The 20,246-nt window shown below is 42.1% G+C and carries 14 protein-coding genes; 4 read left to right on the forward strand and 10 right to left on the reverse strand.

Going from position 1 to position 20,246, the window contains the following annotated elements; all coding sequences use genetic code 11:
- Window positions 1-94: 94 nt before the first annotated feature.
- Complete coding sequence (locus tag NST13_RS07180; protein WP_342581712.1) at window positions 95-1,396, forward strand: SPFH domain-containing protein; 1,302 nt, start codon at window positions 95-97, stop codon at window positions 1,394-1,396.
- 11 nt (window positions 1,397-1,407) lie between these two features.
- Window positions 1,408-2,505 (forward strand): hypothetical protein, encoded by a 1,098-nt coding sequence (locus NST13_RS07185; protein WP_342581713.1) that lies wholly within the window; start codon window positions 1,408-1,410, stop codon window positions 2,503-2,505.
- Window positions 2,506-2,653: 148 nt separating this feature from the next.
- Here NST13_RS07185 and NST13_RS07190 read toward each other — a convergent pair whose 3' ends face one another.
- From NST13_RS07190 to NST13_RS07200, 3 genes are read right to left on the reverse strand one after another with little or no spacing between them, the layout of a single operon-like run.
- On the reverse strand, window positions 2,654-4,435 hold the full coding sequence (locus NST13_RS07190) for an acyl-CoA dehydrogenase family protein (RefSeq protein WP_342581714.1): 1,782 nt from the start codon (window positions 4,433-4,435) through the stop codon (window positions 2,654-2,656).
- Window positions 4,436-4,474: 39 nt separating this feature from the next.
- A complete protein-coding gene (locus tag NST13_RS07195) occupies window positions 4,475-5,650 on the reverse strand; it encodes an acetyl-CoA C-acetyltransferase (RefSeq protein ID WP_342468776.1) in 1,176 nt (391 codons plus the stop codon).
- Window positions 5,651-5,677: 27 nt separating this feature from the next.
- Window positions 5,678-8,062: a 3-hydroxyacyl-CoA dehydrogenase NAD-binding domain-containing protein gene (locus NST13_RS07200; protein WP_342471257.1), complete on the reverse strand. Its 2,385-nt coding sequence runs from the start codon at window positions 8,060-8,062 to the stop codon at window positions 5,678-5,680.
- Between the two features lie 296 nt (window positions 8,063-8,358).
- Here NST13_RS07200 and NST13_RS07205 point away from each other — a divergent pair, with 296 nt between their 5' ends.
- Window positions 8,359-8,712 carry a thioredoxin family protein gene (locus NST13_RS07205; RefSeq protein ID WP_342468775.1) on the forward strand — a complete coding sequence of 118 codons (354 nt, stop codon included), beginning with the start codon at window positions 8,359-8,361 and terminating at the stop codon, window positions 8,710-8,712.
- A gap of 52 nt (window positions 8,713-8,764) precedes the next feature.
- On the opposite strand, the gene NST13_RS07210 is transcribed toward NST13_RS07205, so the two are convergent.
- From NST13_RS07210 to NST13_RS07230, 5 genes are all read right to left on the reverse strand, one after another.
- A complete protein-coding gene (locus NST13_RS07210; RefSeq protein WP_342468774.1) occupies window positions 8,765-9,172 on the reverse strand; it encodes a hypothetical protein in 408 nt (135 codons plus the stop codon).
- Window positions 9,173-9,243: 71 nt separating this feature from the next.
- Window positions 9,244-10,257, reverse strand: coding sequence for a nitronate monooxygenase (locus NST13_RS07215; RefSeq protein WP_342468773.1), 1,014 nt, complete (start codon window positions 10,255-10,257; stop codon window positions 9,244-9,246).
- Window positions 10,258-10,786: 529 nt separating this feature from the next.
- Complete coding sequence (locus tag NST13_RS07220; protein ID WP_208650901.1) at window positions 10,787-12,058, reverse strand: IS4 family transposase; 1,272 nt, start codon at window positions 12,056-12,058, stop codon at window positions 10,787-10,789.
- A gap of 311 nt (window positions 12,059-12,369) precedes the next feature.
- Window positions 12,370-14,469: an MMPL family transporter gene (locus tag NST13_RS07225; protein ID WP_342468772.1), complete on the reverse strand. Its 2,100-nt coding sequence runs from the start codon at window positions 14,467-14,469 to the stop codon at window positions 12,370-12,372.
- Window positions 14,470-14,902: 433 nt separating this feature from the next.
- On the reverse strand, window positions 14,903-16,372 hold the full coding sequence (locus tag NST13_RS07230; RefSeq protein ID WP_342581715.1) for a methyl-accepting chemotaxis protein: 1,470 nt from the start codon (window positions 16,370-16,372) through the stop codon (window positions 14,903-14,905).
- Between the two features lie 262 nt (window positions 16,373-16,634).
- Between NST13_RS07230 and NST13_RS07235 the strand changes: the two genes are divergently transcribed.
- On the forward strand, window positions 16,635-17,165 hold the full coding sequence (locus NST13_RS07235; RefSeq protein ID WP_342468770.1) for a C39 family peptidase: 531 nt from the start codon (window positions 16,635-16,637) through the stop codon (window positions 17,163-17,165).
- A 26-nt stretch (window positions 17,166-17,191) separates the two neighbouring features.
- Here NST13_RS07235 and NST13_RS07240 read toward each other — a convergent pair whose 3' ends face one another.
- Together NST13_RS07240 and NST13_RS07245 are read right to left on the reverse strand one after the other, a co-directional pair.
- Complete coding sequence (locus NST13_RS07240) at window positions 17,192-18,079, reverse strand: 5'-3' exonuclease (protein WP_342468769.1); 888 nt, start codon at window positions 18,077-18,079, stop codon at window positions 17,192-17,194.
- Window positions 18,080-18,196: 117 nt separating this feature from the next.
- Window positions 18,197-20,185, reverse strand: coding sequence for an AarF/UbiB family protein (locus tag NST13_RS07245; protein WP_342468768.1), 1,989 nt, complete (start codon window positions 20,183-20,185; stop codon window positions 18,197-18,199).
- Window positions 20,186-20,246: the final 61 nt, after the last annotated feature.

Consider the following 20,246-nt stretch of genomic DNA (forward strand, 5'->3'; position numbering starts at 1 on the left):
TGTTCAAGCAGAATTTTCATGAAATTATAATGCATTCGAATGGGATTCGAAGTAGAATGAATTATATGGCAATTAGTAGATTGGAGGGAATGTGATGGGCTTATTGAAAGCGGGGGTTGGCGCTTTGGCCGGGGTGCTTGCGGATCAATGGAGAGAGTATTTTTATTGCGACTCCATCCCGGCGGACGTAATAATAACAAAAGGAAAAAAACGCGGAGGCAAACGGGGCTTTAATCGAAAAGGAAGCGACAATATCATCAGCAACGGTTCCATCATTGCCATCAACGAAGGGCAAAGCATGATTATTGTCGACCAGGGAAAAATCGTGGAATTCTGCTCTGAACCGGGGGAATACGTATACGATTTTTCAACGGAACCGAGCATTTTTTATGGGGACTTGAACGAATCTGTCCAGGCAAGTTTCGAATCCCTCGGAAAGCGTTTCAGTTTCGGCGGCGAACCTGGAAAAGATCAGCGGATTTATTTCTTTAATATGAAAGAAATCACAGGAAATAAATATGGAACGCCTACACCGATTCCTTTCCGCATCATCGACCGGAACATCGGGCTGGATATCGACATCTCCATTCGTTGCCATGGAGAATATTCCTATAAAATTGTGGACCCGATTCTTTTTTATACGAACGTTTCCGGAAATGTGCAAGAAGAATATAAACGGGCTGAAATCGATGGCCAGCTGCGGTCGGAATTGTTGACGGCATTGCAACCGGCCTTTGCAAAAATTTCGGCGATGGGCGTACGCTACAGCGAACTTCCCCAACACACGATGGAGATCGCCCAAGCACTGAATGAAGTGTTATCGGATAAATGGAGAAAGCAAAGGGGCATCGAAATCGTTTCATTCGGCATCAATGCGGTCAATGCTTCGGAAGAAGATGAAAACATGATCAAACAACTGCAAAGAAGCGCCGTGTTCCGCAATCCATCCATGGCTGGTGCGACGATGATTGATGCCCAAAGTGAAGCGATGAGAAAAGCGGCGGAAAATGAGGGTGGAGCTTTCGTCGGATTTGCCGGCATGCAAATGGCACAACAGGCAGGGGGAATAAACTCGAAAGATTTATTGGAAATGGGGGCAAAACAACAACCTGCTCATGTCCAGTCACAAAACGCGGTTTGGCAATGTGCTTGCGGGGCTCAAAATCAAGGAAATTTCTGCACGGAATGCGGGAACAAGCGGCCGTCTTCCCACACTTGGATTTGCCAATGTGGCACGGAAAACAAAGGCAAGTTCTGCCATGAATGCGGTGCACCGAAGCCGGCTGATTTCAAGCTGACATGCGACAAATGCGGCTGGCAACCGGAAGACCCGTCCTTCACGCCAAAGTTCTGCCCGGAATGTGGAGATATCATTGATGAGAATGATCGCAAATAAGGGGGACCAGCATGAGCAACGAGGAAAAGCGAATCATCGAAGTCGATGAGTATGATGCGAAATGTCCATCTTGCGGAGCCTCTATCAAATTTCATCCCGGAACCGGCAGCTTGGTATGCCCGTATTGCCACCATGAAGAGCATATTCCGGATGCGGATATGCAAGTGGACGAGGAAGTGCAGGAGCTGGATTTCCATGAAGCGGAAGCAAGAAGCAGTTTCCGGTGGGGTGAAGAGAAAAAGTTGGTCGTTTGTGACGCCTGTGCCGCGGAATTGGTATACGATGCATTGGAAGTCGCAAACGTCTGCCCTTATTGCGGTTCCAATCATGTGATGGAAATCGATTCTGAAAATACGATTGCACCAAATGGCATCATTCCATTTCAAATTACGAAAGAGCAGGCCAATGAAAATTTTCAGAAGTGGATCAAAGGGCGCTGGTTCGCTCCGAATGAAGCAAGAAAATCGGCAAAGGCGGAAGCATTTACGGGCATTTACTTGCCGTATTGGACCTTTGATACAAAAACGGCTTCCCAATACACTGCCTCTTACGGACGAAGAAGAACGGTTTATGATAAAGACGGGAAACCGCAAACCGTCACGGATTGGTATCGCACAAGGGGATTTTATCAAGAATTTATCGACGACCATCTCGTGCTCGCTTCCAAACGTTATGACCCTTTCATTTTAAACAAAGTGGAACCTTTTCAATTGAAACAGGCAAGGTCCTATAATAAAGATTATTTGCAAGGGTTTGCGGCCGAACGCTACAGCATTGGCCTTGATGAAGGATGGCAAATCGCAAAAGAAGAAATACACGATTATCTTGAAACCCAAATTACCCACCATATTTTGTGGAAACATCATGCCGATGTGGTGAAAAATTTAAGATTTTCAACCGTCCATTCGGATATTACATATAAATATCTCATGCTGCCGCTATGGCTATCCACCTTCCGTTATCGAGACAAAACCTATCAATTTATGGTCAACGGACAAACCGGCAAAGTGGGCGGCAAGTACCCTGTATCTCCTATTAAGGTGACAATCGCCGTCATCGTTACTCTATTAATTCTTCTGGGGCTTTATTTATATTTTGAAAACCAATAATTGATGAAAAAAGAGCGGTTGGAGAAATGTTCGAACTCATTCCGCTCTTTTTCTTTATTTAACACCATTTCAGACTAGCGGACTTTCACGGATGATAAAAAAATGTCCGAATGCCGTTATGATTGGCTTTCGGACATTTTTTGATCGATTAAACGATATATTTTTCCGCTGCGATGAGGCGATCAGCAGCTTCACGTTTTTTCAAGATCAAGTTGTAAGGGTTGTGACGAGTCAACTTGCGTAAAGCGGAAAGCGTGATGCGCGCATTGTCACCTTCAACGGAAGCGATGATGATTTCTTTTGCTTCTTTTTCAATTTCCGCAAAGGCTTCTTGGCAGAAAATTTGTGTATACAATAATTTTTGTTTCGCTTTTTCAAGTCCGCTTTTCTCAATGGCTTTTGCTGTACGCAACACTGTGGATTCCATTGCATATACCAGGTTGGCGATATTGGCAATGTTCACAAGCACTTCCTGCTCTTGCTCAAGTTTTGTGCCGAAACGTTGTGCGGCTACACCGGCAGCGAGGATTCCGATTTTCTTCGCATTTTTCACAAGATATCTTTCTTGCGCCAATGGTTCATCGCCCACTTCTTCCGGCATGAGCATGAGCATCTCTTCTTGCAAGTTTTGAGCCACTTGCAATAAAGGAAGTTCCCCTTTGAGTGCCTTCTTCATGAATGTGCCTGGCACAATCAAGCGGTTGATTTCATTCGTCCCTTCGAAAATACGGTTGATGCGGGAGTCGCGGTAAATGCGTTCCACTTCATATTCAGACATGAAACCATATCCGCCATGCAATTGAACCGCTTCATCCGCAATGTAATCCAATGTTTCAGAACCGAACACTTTCGCGATGGAGCATTCAATCGCATATTCCGCAACGGCTTTTGCCACCGCTTTACCGTCTTTTGTTTCCTCTTCTGTAAGCTTGCTGAAACGATCTTCGAAATAGCCGACTGTACGGTAGTTGAGCGACTCGGAAGCATAAAGCTGGGATGCCATAGTCGCAAGTTTTTCTTTCGTCAAGTTGAAGCTTGAAATTGGGGTATTGAACTGCTTCCGTTGATTTGTATATTGGATGGCAAGCTCCAACGCTCTTTTGGAAGCTCCAACCGTACCAATCCCCAACTTATAGCGGCCGATATTCAAAATATTGAACGCTACGACATGGCCTCGGCCAATTTCAAATAATACATTTTCCACCGGAACTGGCACATCTTCCAAAATCAATGTGCGGGTGGATGAAGATTTGATCCCCATTTTCTTTTCTTCCGGACCAACAGATACTCCAGGGAATGAGCGTTCAACGATGAATGCAGTGAAATGTTCACCGTCCACTTTCGCATATACAACGAATACATCAGCAAAGCCGGAGTTTGTAATCCATTGTTTTTCACCATTCAGAATATAGTGGGTTCCTGCTTCGTTCAATTTTGCAGTTGTTTTTGCCCCTAACGCATCGGAACCGGAACCTGGCTCAGTCAGCGCATAAGCGGCAATCCATTCGCCTGTCGCAAGTTTTGGCAAATATTTTTTCTTTTGCTCTTCATTTCCGAATAAAACGATTGGCAATGAACCGATTCCTACATGGGCACCGTGCGTCAAGCTGAAACCGCCGGCGCGGGACATTTTTTCACCGATCAGCGCGGAAGTGATTTTATCCAAGCCAAGGCCGCCATATTCTTCCGGGATGTCTGCGGAAAGGAGTCCCAGTTCCCCTGCTTTTTTCATTAATTCAACCGAATATTCAAATTCATGGTTCTCCAATTTATCAAATACCGGCAATACTTCATTTTCTACGTATTCTTCAGTCGTTTTGGCGATCATTAAATGTTCATCCGAAAAATCTTCCGGTGTGAACACTTTCTCTAAATCCACATCTTCAATTAAGAAGCTTCCGCCTTTTACAAAATCCGTTGTTTGAACCATGTCAATTCCTCCCTATCATTTATTAATCTATTGAACGGATCAATATAATACTTCAAATACGCCGGCAGCTCCCATACCGCCACCGATACACATTGTGACAACGCCATATTTCTTGCCTTGTCTTCTTAATTCATGAATCAATTTCAACGTCAAAACGGCTCCTGTGGCGCCAAGCGGATGTCCCAGTGCAATCGCGCCGCCGTTGACATTCACTTTATTCAGGTCTAAACCGAGGTGGCGAATCACCTGAATCGATTGGGAAGCAAATGCTTCATTGAGCTCCCATAAGTCGATATCTTCCAGTTTTAATCCCGCAAGTTTCAAAGCTTTCGGTACCGCTTCAATTGGGCCGATCCCCATTACTTCAGGTGGAACGCCCCCGACCGCAAAACTCAAGAATTTTGCCATTGGTTTTAATCCTTGTTTTTCGGCTTCTTCCCGGTCCATCACAAGAACTGCTGCAGCCCCGTCAGATGTTTGGGAAGCATTGCCGGCAGTCACAGTTCCATTTACACTGAAGGCTGGACGCAATTTCGCCAACACTTCTTTCGTCGTTCCTGGGCGAACCCCTTCATCCATCGAGAACGTGAAGCGTTTTTCTTTCAACGTGTTATTTTCGTCCACATAATGCTGTACCACATCGATCGGGACAATTTCATCGTTGAACTTACCTTCCTGAATCGCTTTATAAGCCAATTCGTGGGAACGGACTGCAAATTCATCCTGATCTTCACGGCTCACACCATAGCGTTTTGCCACTTCTTCCGCCGTATGTCCCATGCTCATGTAATATTGTGGCGCCTCTTCAGCGAGTTTCGGATTCGGCCGGATCACGTTCCCCATCATCGGCACCATGCTCATGGACTCCACACCGCCTGCCACAATCGCCTTGGCGTGGCCGAGCATGATTCGTTCAGCCGCATACGCAATGGATTGTAGTCCGGATGAACAGAAACGGTTGATGGTAATGGCCGGCGTTGTATCCGGAAGCCCCGCCAATGCCCCGATATTTCTTGCCACATTCATGCCTTGCTCCGCTTCAGGCATGGCACAACCTAAAATTAAATCATCTATTTCTCCTTCATATCCTGCACGTTTAATTGCTTCTTTTACAACGATTGCGCCAAAATCATCAGGTCGCATTTGGGCAAGCGATCCCTTTTTCGCTTTTCCGATTGGCGTTCTCGCACCTGACACGATTACTGCTTCGCGCATGTTAACTCCCCCTTTGTTCGTTCTATATTAGTTACGCAACGGTTTTCCAGTCACGAGCATATGCTGCATCCGTTGTTGTGATTTTTGATCGGCAACGAGCTCCAGGAATGCTTGACGTTCCAAGTTCAACAAGTATTCTTCAGGCACCTCTGTTCCGTATGGCACAAGGCCGCCAGCAATCACAAATGCAAGTTTCTTTGCAATTTTCAGATCGTGATCGGAAATGTAGCCGCCTGTGTGCAAGTTTTGTGCCGCAAGTAGCAACGTTGCATAACCAGGTGCACCTGCCACTTTGATTTTCTTTTTCACCGGCGGTTTGTAGCCGGATTCGTATAATTGAAGCGCCACTTGTTTTGCATCGTAAATCAAGTGATCCGGATTTACGGAAATGCCATCCTGTTTGTTTAAGAAATTGTTTTCACGGGCTTCTTCCGCGGAAGTGGATACTTTGGCCATCGCAATTGTTTCAAACACTTTATTGGCAACGGCTTGTAAATCAATTTCCACACCATTCGGAAGATTTTCCAGCGTTTTTTCATAAAGCGCCAAGTTTCCTCCGCCTCCAGGAATGAGTCCAACGCCGACTTCCACAAGTCCCATGTATGTTTCCATGGAAGCTTGGATGCGCGCTGCCGGCAAGCACACTTCCGCTCCTCCGCCGAGCGTCATGCCGAATGGAGCCGCCACAACCGGTTTTTTCGAATATTTAATGCGGCGCATCGTTTTTTGGAATGCTCGTACCACATAATCCAATTCAAAAATGTTGTCGTCTTGGGCTTCCATTAAAATCATGCCAAGGTTTGCCCCTACGCAGAAGTTCTTGCCTTGGTTTCCGATGACAAGCCCTTTGTAATTCGCTTCCACTTCATCAATCGCATAGTTGATCATTTGAATGATATCGAGTCCAATCGCATTGGATTTTGAATGGAACTCAAGAAGCAAAATGCCGTCACCGATATCGATCAAGCTGGCACCGGAATTGGATTTAAGGACACCGTGTTTTTTCTTGTAACGTTTTAAGTCGATCGCTTTTTCATTGACCGGAATCACTTCATATTCTTCGCCGTTGAAGAATGCCAATTGACCGTCTATTTCTTTATAGAAAGATTCATAGCCTTTTTCCAACAGCTTTTTCACGAAGGAAGGAATCGTACGGCCTTCTTCTTCCATCCGCTTCACGGATTTTTCCACGCCGATTGCATCCCACATTTCGAACGGTCCTTGGCTCCAACCGAATCCCCATTTCATCGCGTTATCGATTTCCACAATATTGTCCGCGATGATGCCGTTCAGTTCCGCAGAGTAAATCAATGTTGGCGCAAAGATGTTCCATAACAGTTCTCCTGCGCGGTCATTTGCATATACCAATGTTTTTAAGCGGTTATCCAAGCCTTTTGTTTGTTTCGCCAGTTCAATGGAAGGAGCTTGCAATTTCTTTTGCGGCACATATTCAAGGGTATTTGGATCAATTTCGTAAATCTCTTTGCCTTTCTTCACATAGAAGCCCTGACCTGATTTTGCACCGAGCGCCCCTCTTTCCACCAATTTATGAATGATTTCAGGGACTTCGAACACCTTTTGCTCTTCGCCGGTTGTTTGGTCATACACCGTTTTTGCCACGTGAATGAATGTATCCAATCCGACCACATCTAGCGTGCGGAATGTGGCGGATTTCGGTCTTCCAATCAGCGGACCTGTTACAGAGTCCACCTCACCCACTGAATAGCCGCGTTTCAACATTTCATGGAGCGTAATGTGCAACCCGTATGTTCCGATGCGGTTGGCAACAAAGTTAGGCGTATCTTTGCCGATTACGACACCTTTGCCAAGAACATCTTCCGCAAAGGTTTTCATGAAAGACAACACTTCCGGCGATGTATGTTCTGTCGGAATGATTTCTAGCAATTTCAAATAGCGTGGCGGGTTGAAGAAGTGTGTTCCTAAGAAATGGTTCTTAAATTCTTCCGAACGCCCTTCCACCATTTTATTTACGCTGATTCCGGAAGTATTGGAGCTGACGATGGTTCCGGGTTTTCTGACCTGCTCGATTTTTTCAAATAGATTTCTTTTCACTTCTAGATTTTCAACAACGACTTCAATAATCCAATCCACTTCTTTTAACTTGTCCAAATCATCTTCCAAGTTCCCGACAGTCAATAAAGCCAAATTTTTAGGAGATGTAAGCGGTGCCGGTTTTTGTTTCAATAATTTTTGCACTGCATTGTTCACAATGCGGTTTCTCACTGCCGGATGCTCAAGCGTTAATCCTTTTGATTCCTCTTCTTTTGTCAGTTCTTTTGGGACAATATCTAACATATATGTTGGTATGCCGATATTTACTAAATGTGCTGCAATGCCGGACCCCATGACGCCGGATCCAATAACTGCTACTTTTTCAATCTTGTACGTCACAACCAATTCCCCCTTTTTCTGTTTTGAATGAACAATCATTCATTTTGCGCTCCTATACCCCTTTGTTCCTTTTTAGTTTATTCAACAAGTTGAAAAAAGATGTCCATTTTACAACAAAATGAATGACTATTCATTTCAAGTTCAAAAAAAATACATAAAGTTGCTATTCCTGTATTTAGTGTAGATGATTTTTCGAAATTTCGCAATCCTTTTATTTTAATTTTCGAAAAATTTGTTGATGTTTTAATAGTTTTGCATTTTTGTCCGGAACATATTTCTTTCCGACTTTCGCCAAAATGTGTAAACTACTAGGTGAGGAGGCGAAAATGGTGAAAGAAATTACGTCTGTAGAACAATTTAATGAAATTATTGGTAAAGATCAACCAGTCATCGTAAAATTTTATGCTACTTGGTGCCCTGATTGCACACGCATGAACATGTTCATCGATCCAATTATTGAGAAGTACAGCCAATATGAATGGTATGAAATCAACCGCGATCATTTCCCGGAACTGGCTGAGAAATATCAAGTATTGGGAATTCCAAGTTTACTGATTTATAAAAACGGGGAAAAACTTGCCCACCTTCACAGTGCAAACGCCAAAACTCCGGAAGATGTAACGCAATTTTTGGATGCGCAAACCGTTTAATCGCAATATTTAGGACATAACTTTAACCCTCAAAGTTATGTCCTTCATTTTTTCAATATGGTTTTTCCTCTTTCGTTCCATGAAAAATGCTTAGGATCAATGTGAAACCTGCCGCCATTTCAACTAAACCGGTAGAGTGGACTTTAACGAACCATGGACCAAAGGGCACAGTCCCCGATGTTATAGAAGAAATGGGGATTATTAGCGAGACAATAAGACAAGGAAGAAATGCGCCGATAAACAATGGAAAGTTGAATTGGATTTTCCATCGTTTAATCGAGATTAACGACAAATAGATCCCCCAAACAAAATGAATGAAAAAAATATACCATAAATATCCTTCGATCCGATAGTTGGTGCCCTCTTCGATTTCCTGTTTCAAGTCAATGCTGATGATGGCCAAAATCAAAAGACCAATGATCCAAAGAATTTTCCAACCATAACGCATCACTTTTTCCATTCGCAGCCCCCTGGATATAACAGATTTTCAACAATATATGTGAAATACACTTTCCCCTATGTTTGAAAAGTTCACGATTGACACCGCTCCAGCTCCCTGATGAGTTTTTCGAATACATCCTTCACCGTGCCTTGTTGAATCTCTTTAAAACGCGTGCTTGCCCAAAGTGACATGGCTTGAGGATTTCCATCTTTCAATGCTTTTGAGCGAATCGGCTGAGTCAATGCATTGACGGCGGGATAACAGCGGGGTGCAATGCTTTCATACTTCACCATAAATTCATTTTTCAATCCCCGCGCAAGTCTTCCGGAAAAAGTTCTTGTTAAAGCCGTTTCCTTAAACTCGCCCGACTTCAACGCCTGTTTATAAATCGGGTTGGCTCCGCTCTCTTCCGTACATAGGAAAGCTGTTCCAAGTTGCACGGCATCAGCCCCCGCACTTAATGCCAGATGAATGTCCTTCCCATTCATGATTCCGCCTGCCGCAATCATAGGGAGTGGAATTTCCCTTCGAATGATGGCAATTAGTTCCGTTAATGGCACATTGGAATCTTCGTCCACATTTTGGAAGGTTGCCCGGTGACCTCCAGCATCCGCTCCTTGTAGGCAAATGGCATCCGCTCCGTTCCCCATAGCCATTTTCGCTTCTTCCAAATTCGTCACCGTCACAATTGCTGCACTGCCATTTTCCTTGAGTTGTTCAATGATCTCCCTGGATGGACAACCGAATGTAAAGGAAACATAAGGCACTTTATATTTCTTTACCAACTCCAGTTTTTCCGTCCAATAGTCATCATTGGGTTCCGGAATGGCCAATGGGACTTGGAAATCTTCTTCGAGCCGCTCCTTATACGAATACAATGATTCATCAATCGGATCATTTTGTGGAACAAATAGGTTCACCCCAAATGGCAATCCGGATTCTTTGCACTTATAGATTTCTTCTTCGATCGCTTCCGGTGTTTTATAACCGGCAGCCAGAAATCCGAGGCCACCATTCTTTGAAACGGCGAGTGCCAAATCGACCGTTGCAATCCCCCCTGCCATGGGCGCCTGAATGATCGGATACTTCAAGTTGCTGAACAAGTAACCCATCCCCCTTTTTCACAACTCCATGGTTTAAAGTTAATTCTATTATAAATAGTTTTCCAATTTATTTAAATAACGAAATGGAAGATTGCTAGTCTATCATCCCCCTTTTCACCAGGGCAATCTGCCAGTTGGTGGATTGAAATTATGAAAAAGGGAGGAAGCCATAAATGCCGATTCAATAAAAAAGAGGCTGGGACAAAAGATAAAAAACACCATTTTCTCCCGGGAGAAAATGGTGTTTTTTTGATAATTGAAGAAAATTGATTTCCGTTCCGGGGACGCTTTCCGCGGGCCCGGCTCGAGCCCAATGTCAGAAACTTATACAACCAATAATTTACAGTTAGTAGGCAACCATCTGGTTGTCTACTTTTAAAAATACTATTCAACCTACAAAGTGTTGATAATTTTCTAAAATCGGCTAAAAAAGGCAATAGGATGCCCGGGGCTTAAATTTTTATTTTTTTAAGCCCCTAATTTATTTACATTTAATAAACAAATAGGTTATATTTATCCTACGTATTGTTTATAGACACCTTTTTTGGTTTAGGGGATACTTTGTTGAGGACAGACCATTCCTTCGTGGGTAACTTCTCCCAAACCGAATAGGTGTCTTATTTCTTATAATCACTTTCATGATTTTTGTAAACATTCTCTCTCTTTTGATTGGACAATCTTCTAATAATAAGTGAACCATCCTATCTTTTAATTTTCCTATTAAGATATTTGTGTTTACTTGATAATCATGTTTTCGTCTTTTTTTCTTACTCTCCTCATTAATTGTTTCATTGGCATCATTTCTCAATAAACTGACCATATTCGATAAATATATTGATGCATAGAAATCTTGTTCAATTGCGATTTTCGAACTACCCGTGAAATTTTCTATTTCGATTTTATTTTTCACATCATTATATTCTGTTTCAATTCCCCAGCGTTTAAAATAAAGAGATTTAAACTCAGAGATATCAAACTCTTCCTCGGTTAAATTTGTGACAAGTATTTCTTCCGTGCCAGAATCCAGTGGGAATCTAACTACACGAGCAGTAATCACTTGTTTCCTATGTATTATATGAATGTTTTGATCAGCATCTTTCGCTTCGACAATTTCCTTTATCGTATTTTTTTGACATCGCATCACATATTTGATACCAAGGGCATCTAAATAGGCAATAAAATCTCTCGATGGATACCCTCGATCAAATAAAAAAAGATCATTTTTTAATCCAATTTGTACGAGTTCTTCAATCATATCCTTTGCACTATCTCGCTCAGCTACCTTATATGGATTGATTCTAGAAGTAATAATGATTCCATTCTCAAGATCGTAAATACAAGAGGCACTAGCTCTTGCATAACTTGTCTTATGATTTTTTCCATACCCAAAATAATTTCGAAGCTCCTCAGTATCAGGAATTTGGAGCACACTTCCATCGATTGCGCAAAGTCTAAATCCACGATAAGTTTTAAAGGAATTTTCTTCATAATACCAATTCACAATCGCTTTTGTAAGTTTTACAAAAGCGAGAGGAGAAATCTTTTTTCGTGCGGCTGAATAGCCTTGTTTGGAAATACTAATTTCTGATAAATTAAATTTGTCGAAAAAGTCGTCAAGTTCAATTTGGAGGCTCTTTTTAACAAAGTTTAAGCTAAATAGAATAGTATTTTTAAAATTTAACTTCTTTTCTTTTCGTGTAAAATACGTTTCTTTTGTCCGAGATTCAAGCATAAACATCACATCATTCAGCAACTTTCGAGTAATCTCAATTGCCCCTAAAAAAGTACTTTTTGTTTTCAAAAAAACCACCATCCTCGTTTTATTAACCAAAAATTGGATTCTAAAACGATTTTGGTGGACTTTTTAAAATTACAAGAGGCTTATTACCTAATTTTATAAAAGTTAAATTAAATATTATTTTCCATTAAATGTAACGTTAAGTTGATGACATTGGGCTCGAGCCTCCTCGGAGCTCAATCCTTCGTTCCTGCGGGGTCTCGAGACTCGGGCTGTTCCCGCAGGAGTCGCCCCGTCACTCCAATCAATTTTTTACAAAAATTCTTTTTGCAGCTCGTTCACTTTATTAGTTATGTCCCAGCCTCCCTAAATATTTACGCTTCCTTTTTATCCTTTTCAAAGAACAAAATGAGTGTCGGCAATAACATTCCCCGAACAAGGAACGTATCGATGATGATACCGACTGCCACGATGAATCCAAATACAAACAAGTCGATGACCGGCATTGTCGTCAACGCCGCGAACGTCGCTGCCAGGATGACACCGGCGGATGAAATCACACCGCCTGTATTGCGGACGGCGATTTCCAATGCGTTTTTCACCGATTCAAATTTCCGCTCTTCCAGGAAGCGGCTCACCATGATGATATTGTAGTCGATTCCCAATGCCACCAGGAAGATGAATGCATATACCGGAGCCCGTGTAGACACCGCATCATATCCGAATAACACATCCAAAAGGAATAATCCCAAACCTAATGCAGAGGCATAGGAAATCAGAATCGTAGCCATCATATAAATCGGCATTTTGAGAGAACGTGTCAGGAACAATAGCAAGACAAGAATCAACAAAGTTTCCAAACTGAAGATGACTTTGATATCCCGGTTGTTGACATCTTCTTCATCAACCAATTTGGCTGTCGTACCTGCATATTCCAATTCCACTTCTTTATCATTGGCTAATTGATAGGTCGCATGTTCTTCGCGGAATTCCTTAATGAAATCAATCGCTTCCACACTGTATGGATCTTCGTTTAAAGAAATGGTGATTTTTCCGTACTTTCCATCATCCGTTACACCGGAAGCCCTTGCAGAGCCGATCATTTCATTCCCGGAAAAATCCTGGGCGATTTCCTGAACATCTTCAAAGGTTAAATCTTCCCCTGTCACCAGTACGGTCGTTTGAGCCAAATCCCCTTTATTGAACTTCTCTTCCACGATTTCAAAACCGACACGGGAAGGCAAGTCTTCAGGGAAATTTTTGACCATGTTAAATTCGTATTTAATATTAAAGACGTTCAACCCTGTGATGATCAAGAACAAAATGACTGTCGCGCCAACCAATACCGGTTTTGTTGTGACAAACTTCGCAATCGGTCCCCAAATGCCATGTTTTACTTCACTGGCTTCACCGAATTTCGGAACTTTCGGCCAGAATGCTTTGCGGCCAAACAACGCAAATAAAGCCGGTACAAGGGTGATGGCCGCAATCATAATAATGATCATGGCCGTTGCAAAGATTGGCGCAAAGTTTTGATATTCGCGGAAATGGGCGAAAATCAGGATGATCATTGCGGCAAGCACCGTACTTGCGGCAAATAACACCGGCGTTGCAGTAGAACGCATGGCGATTTTCATTGCTTCGAACTTATCTTCATGATGGTTCAGTTCTTCCCGATAGCGGGAGAATACGAATAATGAATAGTCAATCAGCGCCGCAAACAACAGGATGCTCATGATGGATGTTGTCGAGTTGTTGATTTCAAGTCCTGCGGCACCCAATAGCGCCACTGTCTGATTCACCACTTGATACACAACAACCGTGGCAAGCAAAGGAATCAGCGCAAGTAGCGGTGAACGATAAATCACGATCAATAAAACCAAGATAATAAGAATCGTTGCAAATAAAAGTTTTAAGTCCGCAGATTCGAACAATTTTACTGTATCCCCGGAAATCCCTGCAGGTCCGGTAATATAGAATTCAACACCTAAATCTTCCGCGATTTCCGTCCCCACTTCAGTCGCTTTATCATTAATTTCCGCATACTGGGAACTTCCCAAATCCTTCTCCAAGTTCATCGGAACAATCATTGTGGTCTTATCTTCCGACATAAAAGCCGTTAAAGCTTGGGGAGGCATTGCAGTGATATCAACTATTGCTTCGATTCCATCAATATCGGCCTCTTTGATGCCATCAATAATTTTTCCGACTTCATCGGCTGTTATTTCCCCATCAGGTTTATGGAACACATAGATTCCCGGAGTCCCTTGTTCGTCAGGGAAATATTCGTCCAACTTATTTTGGGCGATAATGGATGGAGCATCATCCGGCAAAGCCTGGAAGTTGGTAGTCTTATACTCACTGAGTCTTGGTCCGGCGCTGATGGCAATCATGACGATCAGCCAGATGACAACCGTGATCCAAGCGCCTTTTTTTGTCGAAACTTTATCAGTAATTGACCGAATAAAATTCATGGATTTCCTCCTAATTGTTAGAGAATTAATTTTGTGGGGATATTTAGAATCTTGGTGTAATGAAAAAAAGATGCACGCACTTGTGTAATATTATAACGAATATTTAACTGAAATTTTACCTTAAAGAAAAATATACTCAAAAATGTTAAGATTTTGCAAGAATGTTCAGTATCAGCACATTACTTTCCCAATACTAACAACAGAAGAATGGAGAGAATTTGCAAGGCAATATAAAAAAACGAACGCCTGCCAATCCTTTTCACCTGCATATTAAAAAGGGTGTCCGAAAATCCAACTTTGCTGACACCCTTTCTTAAAATCTCATTCTTTGTTTCCCCGACCGCCGATAAAAAGTTTTCCACTCGATATAACTTCAGCGGAATGCAAAGGGGCCGTCTCAAAATGACGATTCAGACGGCCCCTTCCATCCTTTTTAACTTTTTGTCATTTTCCTCAGTTTTTTGCTCAGTTCATGAATTTCGGCAATGGACTTATTAATTGAAGCCAGCAATTCATGTTCATTTTCCAAAGTTGAAATGATTTCTTCAGTGGCTGCCGCATTTTCCTCAGAGATGGCGGTTACAGTTTCAATTTGATTTTGAATGGTAAAGAAATTGTTTTTGGCATGTTCGATTTCTGCCCGTTCCTCTAACAATGAATCGTAAATATCTGTAAAAGTATCCTTGATTTCATCGAAGTAAACGGCAATCTCTTTCAATAATCTTCTTCCCTCTGTGATCGCCATTTCCCCTTGGGCGGATTTTTCCTGCGCTTCTTTGGATTTAGTGAACAATTCCACCGTCACCACTTGAATACTTTCTGTAATCCGTGCGCTTTGTTCGGCCAGCTTTCTCACTTCTTCCGCCACAACCGCAAATCCCTTCCCATGCTCCCCTGCCCGGGCGGACTCGATGGCTGCGTTGAGCGCCAACAGATTGGTTTGATCTGCTATTTCTTTAATGCTGCCAAGGAGCGTGTTCACTCTTTCCAAACTTTCCTGCAAATCGGAGACGGTTATGGTCGTATTGCTGATGGTTGTACCGACAGAATCCATGTAGTCTGTCACTTGATTGATTTTGTTCCAGCCTTCCCGCACTTTGTTGTTCATGTTTTCCGATTTCTTCATAATCTCTTCCGCCACAGTGACAATCTGATCCATTTTTTCAACCGACTGTCCCATCGAATCATTGATGACTGACACGCTGCCCGCCTCTTCCTGAATGCCGGTTCCAACTTGTTCAGCGGATTGCACAATATCCTTGCTCGATTTATAAATGCTTTTAATGTCGCTGTAAAACTTCGTAATATGTTCATCAAGCAAATCGGATGCCTGTTCCACTGATGAAAAGGTTTCCTTCAACTTGCTTACCAGTTCCTTCGCTTCAAATTCCTTTTGATAGGCATCTTCAATGAGCTGCCTGCCCCATCGAGTCAATAAATAAAGCAGCACAACAATGGCATTCATTACAAAAAAGATGACGACGAAATTATTGTTTGCGCCTATCAATTTTTCCGGATACAAAATATAGATTGAAAGATAGGCTATATCCAAAAATATACCTAATGCAATGATCAGTTCTTTTTTAAAATACATTGTGACCATTGCAATGGACAGAATAATGATATAATGTTTTCCTAAAGTAAATCCATCCATTAAAAAAAGTGTAATAATCACTATACTTGGAATTAATGAAATTAATAAACCTTTTATATATTTATTGATCGGCAAAAAATACAAAAGAATCGACACTAACAGAATCAGTGTTCCTGCCATGACATATAATTTGCTTCCTTCAAGCCCTTTTTCATTGACATGGGGTGCACAAATCAAAAAGACCAAAATGATCGTCAATACCACATTGATTTTATGAACTCTGTGCGTATTGTAGTTCGCTTGGATCACATCGTCCCCTCCCATATGTTGTGGTCATAATTGGTGTTTTTTCGACAAAAACATTTCCGTGGAAATAATCTAACTAATAAACAGGACATCGATTTTCAGTCATAATCCATCCTTTCTTATCCATCTAATATGAGAAGATTCAGAAAAATAAGTAGATTATACCATATTTAATCTTATTAACCTATTTATGTAAATAAGAAATTCATACTAATTCTCCTCCATTATTCTACAATTTTTGTAAACAGAAATCGGGTGTTGCTAGATGAAAAGAAGAATTCTGAATGTTCAAGGCCATTCACAGTATCATAAAGAAATCCTTCCATCCTACCGGAACTCTGCCTGTGGTCCGACAACAATTTATGTGATTTTAAAATATTTATTGGGAATAGACTATGCCAAAAATGTAAATGATCTTTACTCCTTGCTGGGGACAACGAAGATCGGGCTGTTTCGTTGGAGGCTCATCAAAAACTTGCAAAGATATTTGGGTCCTGAATGGATTGTACAAAAATGTTCTTTAAAAGAAGCTTTGCGGCAAATTGATGAAGGCAGACCGGCAGCAGCAAAGTTCGATAAATATTTCACCTTTCAATGGAATTCAAAGCCTTCTTTCAAGTATCATTGGGTTCCTCTGATTGGGTACGAAATCGATGACGGGGAATTAATTTTAATAGTCCATGACAATGGTGGCGTGAATCGGGATAGTCAGATCCGAAAGGTTCCTTATTCCAAAAACAGCAAAGTGCTCAGCTTTGTGAAAATTGAACCGAAAATAAAACAGGACACAAACTGATCCCTCCGTTTGTGTCCATGGATATTTTAAACAATCGGCATTAAGGAATGGGCATGTTTCGCAATGGATGTAAATCCTTTGCTTGCCAAATGCTCGAAGGTTTCCGCTTTGTAATTTGGGACAGTCAATTCATCCAAACTCGCTTTGATCGAAACATTTTTGTTGATCGATGCCAATTGATAAGACAGTTTCAACATTTCCATATTCTCGGCGATTTTGTTTCGTTGGCCTGGTTTTAATTCTTCCAAATTTTTTAAAACTCCATCAACGGAGCCGTATTTTTGGATAAGTTGGAGTGCCGTTTTCGGTCCGATTCCTTTGACACCCGGATAACCGTCGCTCGAATCCCCCATAAATGCTTTTACATCCACAAACTGATGGGGTTCTATCGCATACTCCGATTTAAATCGTTCCACTGTATAGACATCGTACTCTGAATAGCCTTTTTTGGTAAACGCTATTTCCGTGGCAGGGTTCAACAATTGCAACAAATCCCTGTCCCCGCTTATGATGGTGATCTTCGCTTCTTCTTTCCACTTCTCTACGATGGATCCGATGCAATCATCCGCTTCCATTCCAATTTCGCCGATATTCTTCCAGCCAATCCATTCGGAAACTTCCTTCGCCATATCAAACTGGGGAATCATCTCTTCCGGTGGAGCGCTTCGATTGGACTTATATTCACGAAACAACTCATTGCGAAAAGTTTGGGTCCCCATATCCCAGCAAATGGCAAGATGGCTCGGCTTTACAATCGATTGGGCGGTCAACACATGCCTTGCAAATCCCTGCACACCGTTGGAAGCTCTGCCGTCCGGCAAATATTGATAATGCCCCATCACGCTTGTGGCATAAAAAGAACGGAATAATAGGGCCATTCCGTCAATCACTAAAAGATGCGGTTGAAGTTTCATTTCTTTATCCCCACTTTCTACTCCAACCATTATAGCAAACTGCCGGCCATCTGTAATTGGAATCCGCAGCCAAAATAAAAGCACCTTTCCCGCGTACAACCGGGAAAAGTGCATTCATCAATCCCTCTTTTTCATATCCCGTATGGCTTGAATGGACAATCGGACAAGCAAAATGGAACATAAAAACAATCCGAGATAAGCCGCAGTATTTAAATAAATGGCATACACCGTTTCGATAAATTGGGAAATCGCAAGCAGCGCAGTGGAAATGATGCCGAACGTAATTCCAACCATCAATAATACGAATTTCGAAAACAGTTGAGTGACGAACTTGGCATTCGTTTTATCCGAGAAGATGTCATGGTGCAAGGTGACCTTTCCATCTTCAATTTTTCGGACCAACTGATCAAATCGCCTTGGGATTTTTCGCAAGTTCGGGATTAATAACGCAAGTTCTTCCTGCAGTTTTTCCATCGTTTCAACCGGCTCTTTGAACGGCTTTCTGATCGAAGCTTTCATGTAATCGTTCGTAAATTCTCTCGCTTCTTCGAAAATGTTGATATTGGAATCTATCATATTCAAGGTTCCATCCAATGTCACAATTACCCTTAGCGCAAGGCTGACTTGGGAATAAAATTGCAGTCCCGCTTCCCTGATTACTGTAAAAATGGAATAAATCGTCTCATCTGTCGGAACTTTATTGACAAAAGAAATTTTCAATAATATTTGGCCGATTGCCTGTTCCAATTCTTGCCGATCAATCTCATCTTTATTTTTGATCAACAGTGAAATCGCATCATATAAAATGGAAGGATCGCTCTGTTGAATTCCGATGAAAAACAGTTTCAAGCCCTCCAGCTGTTGACCCGACAATCGGCAAACCGCCCCGAAATCCATCAGAATGAGTTCCCCCGTTTCCGGGTTCACCGCAATATTTCCAGGATGCGGATCGGCATGGAAGATTCCGGAGACCAGCGCCTGTTCCAAATAGGAGCAAATGAGTTTTCTCGCCAACTCACTCCGGTCAATGTAATATTGATCTTCTATTTTATCCAGTTCAGCAATGCTTACGCCCTTCACATATTCCATCACAAGAATATTTTCATTGCTGTATTGTTCATAAACCCTTGGAATTTTTACATTCAGTTTGCTATTCTTCAATATATTGCGGATTTGAATCATATTGCGCGCTTCGATGGAAAAGTCCGTTTCTTCCTTCATTGAATTGGCAAAACCTTCTGCCAATGCTTTGAATCCCATGCTCTCCGCCCATTGGGATTTGGCGGTGATCCAATCGGCAAATTCCAACAGAATGCCCAAATCTTCCCGCATAATGGTCTTCACTTGCGGGCGCAAAAGCTTCACCACCACTTCCTCATGGGTGTCTCTCAGCACGGCACGATGGACTTGACCAATGGAAGCCGCCGCCAATGGCTTTTCTTCAAAAAAAGAAAAAATTTCATCCACATCCCGGGAATAATTTTCTTTTAAAATCGCTGTTACCTCATCATAGGTCATAGGTGAAACTTTTTGTTGCAGTTTTTTCAATTCTTCTGTAAAGACCGGGGAAAACAATTCTTTCCGGGTGGATAACACTTGTCCGAATTTGATGAAAATGCCGCCGCTCTCTTCAAGGGTTGCCCTTAAAGCAATCGCCAATTGCTTGTCCGTATCTCTGTTTCTTGCATATTTGACCGTTCTCGTGATTCCGTTGGTCACCGCCGCTTTTACCACTGTGCGCAAACGTTTTTGATATCGCCAATAATTGATCACTTTCCTGAAAATCGTCTTTTTCTCCGCATACCGTCCGGCACTTTCATCCAGTGCAATCGGATCAAAGAGTTCAAAAAACAAATAAATCAGCATGGAAATTAATAGCATGCTGCCAATCCATAACAAAGTCGCGACGCTGACAACGCCATCTTCATATTTTGGATTTTCCCTTATGTACGTATACCAAAATACAAAGGTAGTGAATGAGACACTGATGATGACAGACAACACTCTCCGAAACAGGTTCACATTGGAACCAATGAGCCTTCCGCTGATAAAAAAGATAATGATTGAAACAAACAGGATTTGCAATATCGCATTGATTGCACTCATTCACTTCACCACTTCCATTGAATCTCCATTAATCTTAGTATGGCTTCCATTCCGTAATGGT

It is taken from the genome of Ureibacillus sp. FSL W7-1570 (genome assembly GCF_038593265.1).
Lineage (GTDB): Bacteria > Bacillota > Bacilli > Bacillales_A > Planococcaceae > Ureibacillus > Ureibacillus suwonensis.

What these genes read in the sequence shown, in the direction of transcription:
- NST13_RS07180 (WP_342581712.1), top strand. Translation starts at nt 95, where the DNA reads ATGGGCTTATTGAAAGCGGGGGTTGGCGCTTTGGCCGGGGTGCTTGCG.
- NST13_RS07185 (WP_342581713.1), top strand. Translation starts at nt 1,408, where the DNA reads ATGAGCAACGAGGAAAAGCGAATCATCGAAGTCGATGAGTATGATGCG.
- NST13_RS07190 (WP_342581714.1), bottom strand. Translation starts at nt 4,435, where the DNA reads ATGGTTCAAACAACGGATTTTGTAAAAGGCGGAAGCTTCTTAATTGAA.
- NST13_RS07195 (WP_342468776.1), bottom strand. Translation starts at nt 5,650, where the DNA reads ATGCGCGAAGCAGTAATCGTGTCAGGTGCGAGAACGCCAATCGGAAAA.
- NST13_RS07205 (WP_342468775.1), top strand. Translation starts at nt 8,359, where the DNA reads ATGTGTAAACTACTAGGTGAGGAGGCGAAAATGGTGAAAGAAATTACG.
- NST13_RS07210 (WP_342468774.1), bottom strand. Translation starts at nt 9,172, where the DNA reads ATGGAAAAAGTGATGCGTTATGGTTGGAAAATTCTTTGGATCATTGGT.
- NST13_RS07225 (WP_342468772.1), bottom strand. Translation starts at nt 14,469, where the DNA reads ATGAATTTTATTCGGTCAATTACTGATAAAGTTTCGACAAAAAAAGGC.
- NST13_RS07235 (WP_342468770.1), top strand. Translation starts at nt 16,635, where the DNA reads ATGAAAAGAAGAATTCTGAATGTTCAAGGCCATTCACAGTATCATAAA.
- NST13_RS07240 (WP_342468769.1), bottom strand. Translation starts at nt 18,079, where the DNA reads ATGAAACTTCAACCGCATCTTTTAGTGATTGACGGAATGGCCCTATTA.
- NST13_RS07245 (WP_342468768.1), bottom strand. Translation starts at nt 20,185, where the DNA reads ATGAGTGCAATCAATGCGATATTGCAAATCCTGTTTGTTTCAATCATT.